Consider the following 3,862-nt stretch of genomic DNA (forward strand, 5'->3'; position numbering starts at 1 on the left):
GGCAAGCCTCGCTCCTACATTGGAGCGTATCCCCCTGTAGGAGCGAGGCTTGCCCGCGAAGACGGCCTGACAGTCGACATCGTCATTTCGCCAGCCGCCTGAGCCCAAGCACCATCGCCCCCGCCCCAATCATCATCGCCGTCAGAAACAACGGATACGACACCCACCACGGCGTGTCCCCGGTCATCATGCTGAACTCGGACATGCCGCCAATGCTCGCAATCAGGTTCAGCGGCAAAAACACCACGTTAATTAATGTCAGCTTGCGCAGCAGGTTGTTCATGCTGTTGTTCATCAGGTTGCCCCGGGCGTCGATCAGCCCGGAAAACACCGTGGAGTAAATTTCCGCCTGCTTATAGCACTGGTTATTTTCGATAATCAGGTCGTCGATCAGCCCGATGGCCTCGGCGCTGAAGTGTTCCTTGGCGGCATGATTGCGCAACCGCGTCAGCACTGCGCCGTTGCTGTGAATCGCGTTGATGTAATAGATCAGGCTTTCGCTGAGGTTGAACATCTGGATCAGGTGCTGGTTCTGCATCGAGGCGTTGAACTTCTGCTGCAACTCCCGGGCAACCAGCTTGATTACCTTCAGGTGGCCCAGATAGTGATGGATGTTGTTGAACAGCAGATCGAGCAGCACATCCAGCGGCGTGTTCAGCCGCTGCCGGGTGCCGAGCCCGTGCAGCGGCGCATCGTCAGTGGCGATCACCAGCAGGCGCTGTGCAGAAAACAACAGGCCACAGGACGACACTTCGAACGCCAGGCTGCCGGCACCGGAGTAATTTTCCGGGCGCTTCCAGATCAGGAACAGGTTGTCGGGATGGAACTCGATGCGCGACACCTCGTCAGGGTCCAGGGCCGAGGCCAACGCGTGCTCATCAAGCTTGAAATGGCTGTGCAACAGGTCCCGTTCGGCGGCATCGGGGTTGCTGAACAGCATTACCTCGGCATCCAGTCGTTCGACGGCATGCAAGGTGCCGCCGTCCAGTTGAAAGCTTTTGATCATCGGCCGATCACCAGGCCTGGCCGCGACGTTTCAGTTCCAGGCGACGGACGAACTCTTCCAGTACCAGCGAATACAAATCGTCCTGCAAGTACGCATCTTCGATGCCGGCGTCCATGTTCGGGTTATCGTTGACTTCGATCACCACCACTTTGTCGCCGGACTGCTTGAGGTCCACGCCGTAGAGGCCGTCGCCGATCAGATTGGCGGTTTTCACGGCCAGCTCCACCACGGCGCGCGGCGCTTCGTGGACCGCCAGGGTGCGGCATTCACCGTTGATGTCCTGGCCCTTGGCTTTGTGGTTATAGATTTGCCAATGGCCCTTGGACATGAAGTATTGGCAGGCGAAGATCGGTTTGCGGTTGAGCACGCCGATACGCCAATCGTATTCGGTGTAGAAAAATTCCTGGGCCAGCAACAGCACCGAGTGTTCGAACAGTTCGGCGGTCGCTTCGAGCAAGGCTTGCTGGCTTTCGACCTTGATCACGCCCCGGGAGAAACAGCCGTCGGGGATCTTCAGCACCAAGGGAAAGCCCAGGCGCTCGCCGACCCGTTCGAAATCTTCCGGTCGTTCCTTATAGAGGATTTCGGTGGCGGGCATGCCGAGTTGATGGCTCTTGAGCAAGTCGGTCAGGTAGACCTTATTGGTGCAGCGCAGGATCGACGCCGGATCGTCCATCACCACCAACCCTTCGCTCTCGGCTTTTTTGGCAAAGCGATAGGTGTGGTTGTCAACGCTGGTGGTCTCGCGAATCAGCAGGCCGTCGTATTCGGCAATGCGTGCGTAGTCCTTGCGCTCGATCAGCTCGACATCAATGCCCAAGGTCTTACCGACGCGCACGAAATTATCCAGCGCCTTCGCATTGGAAGGAGGCAAGGCTTCCTGCGGATCATGCAGGATGGCCAGGTCATAACGGGCCAGCCGTCGTGAGCGTGGCACACGCCAGATCTTGCGACTGAAACTGTCCAGAGAGTTGGCAAATTGATCTTCCTGGTCTTCACGTAACTTATGCAACGCCCCGGACTTTATACCTTCGATGTGCCAGCCATTCGTTCGGCGAAACTCAACTAATAATATCGGACAGGGGAACACTTCAAATAACTGCCGTGCCAGATCCTGCAAGGGTTCTATATTGGTTTTGCCGAAGTACAACGTCAGGGTAAAGCCTTCGGTGTCGCTGTAAAGATGGTTGCTGAGGGCTTTTTCCAGGGGTTTATCCAGGTCATCAAGGGCCAGGCCGTACAACGACTTCTTGGTCAGCTCACTGATGGTGCGCACCGACGGAATGACCTTGTGCCCCCGCGCTTCGGCCAGCAACGAGCAGTAATAGCCGTGCCCCAGATACTTGTAGCTGCGGCACAGGTTGATCACCTGGACCCGTTTGCCCTGTTCGTTGTCCCGCGTCTGCTCGAGGTATTCCTGGGCGCTGACAATGTCCTCGCTAGGGAAATACGAGGCCCAGTCTTCCTTGCGTTCGACGATGATTATCAACTGACTTGAAGTTCTGCCTGCGTCATTTAAATAAGTTGCTGCCGGCAAAGTTTGCTCGGATACTTCGCGCCAATGACCTTGTACCGCTGACATAGTGATTGATCCGTTGGAGAACAAGACCTTTCCTATTAAGCACGAACTTTTTCGAAAGTCCCGTTTCGTTACGTAACTTTTACGGCGGTCATATGAACACTGTCTTTCGCTTGGCGGTAGTTGAAGACTTACCCGCGCTGCTGGAACTCGAACAGCAATGTTTCACCACGGACCGGCTCAACAGTCGCAGCTTTCTGTGGATGATCACTCGAGCGCACGGGCAGTTGTTGGTGGCCCAGCATGGCGAGCAATTGGTCGGCTATGCGGTGGTGCTGTTTCACCGAGGCACCTCGCTGGCGCGGCTTTACTCGATCGCGATCGCGACCGAGGCCCGTGGCAGCGGACTGGGCAAGCAGTTGCTCGAACGCATCGAATCCTGCGCCCTTGAACATGATTGCGCCTACTTGCGCCTTGAGGTGCGGATCGACAACCCCGCGGCGATTGCCTTGTATGAGCGCAATGGTTACCGGCGTTTCGCGCTGATCCATGATTATTACCAGGACCATGCCGATGCGCTGCGCCTGGAAAAACGCATTCTTGAGCACTGCGATTCGCGCAACATCCAGGTCCCGTGGTACCGGCAGACCACCGATTTCACTTGCGGCCCGGCCTGCCTGTTAATGGCCATGGCAGCGCTGCAAGGCAATCGATGGCTGGAGCGTCGCGAAGAACTGCAAATCTGGCGTGAGGCGACGACGGTGTTCATGACCGCAGGCCATGGCGGCTGCAGCCCTCAAGGCCTGGCGCTGGCGGCATGGCGCCGTGGATTTCGGGTGCGTCTGCAACTGAGCATGGAAGGGCCGCTGTTTCTCGATGGCGTGCGCGATGAGCATAAAAAAGACGTAATGCGTCTGGTGCACGAGGAGTTCACCACGCAGCTACTCGAGACGGATGTGGAGCGAGTGATCGGCGGCCCGCTGAACCTCCCTCGGCTACTGGACGATGGCGGACAACCGCTGGTGCTGATCAGCAGCTATCGGCTGACCCGCTCCAAGGCGCCGCATTGGGTGATCGTCACCGATTGCGATGACGAATTTGTCTACCTGCACGACCCGGATGTGGACCACAGCCAACATCGCCAACCGATGGACTGCCAGCATTTGCCGGTCAGCCACGGCGAGTTCGACAAGATGTGCAGTTTTGGCCGGGGCAAGCTTCGGGCGGCGGTGATTATCTACTGCCGAAAATAGACCTGTGGCGAGGGAGCTTGCTCCCGCTGGGTGCGAAGCGCCCCATTCAAGCGACTGCTCCGCAGACGGGAGCAAGCTCCCTCG

The 3,862-nt window shown here is 57.6% G+C and carries 3 protein-coding genes; 1 reads left to right on the top strand and 2 read right to left on the bottom strand.

Features of this window, described 5'->3' with window-relative positions; genetic code table 11:
* Positions 1–82: 82 nt before the first annotated feature.
* Entirely contained in the window at positions 83–1,006 is a 924-nt protein-coding gene (locus tag QMX98_RS33025; protein ID WP_282412004.1) for a magnesium transporter CorA family protein, read from the bottom strand.
* Positions 1,007–1,013: 7 nt separating this feature from the next.
* Positions 1,014–2,588 carry a RimK family protein gene (locus tag QMX98_RS33030; RefSeq protein ID WP_102593507.1) on the bottom strand — a complete coding sequence of 525 codons (1,575 nt, stop codon included), beginning with the start codon at positions 2,586–2,588 and terminating at the stop codon, positions 1,014–1,016.
* Between the two features lie 92 nt (positions 2,589–2,680).
* Here QMX98_RS33030 and rimI point away from each other — a divergent pair, with 92 nt between their 5' ends.
* Positions 2,681–3,778: a ribosomal protein S18-alanine N-acetyltransferase gene (gene rimI / locus QMX98_RS33035; protein ID WP_010460510.1), complete on the top strand. Its 1,098-nt coding sequence runs from the start codon at positions 2,681–2,683 to the stop codon at positions 3,776–3,778.
* Positions 3,779–3,862 lie beyond the last annotated feature (84 nt).

Origin of the sequence: Pseudomonas sp. PS02303 (genome assembly GCF_029959925.1) — a bacterium.
Classification (GTDB): Bacteria; Pseudomonadota; Gammaproteobacteria; order Pseudomonadales; family Pseudomonadaceae; genus Aquipseudomonas; species Aquipseudomonas mandelii.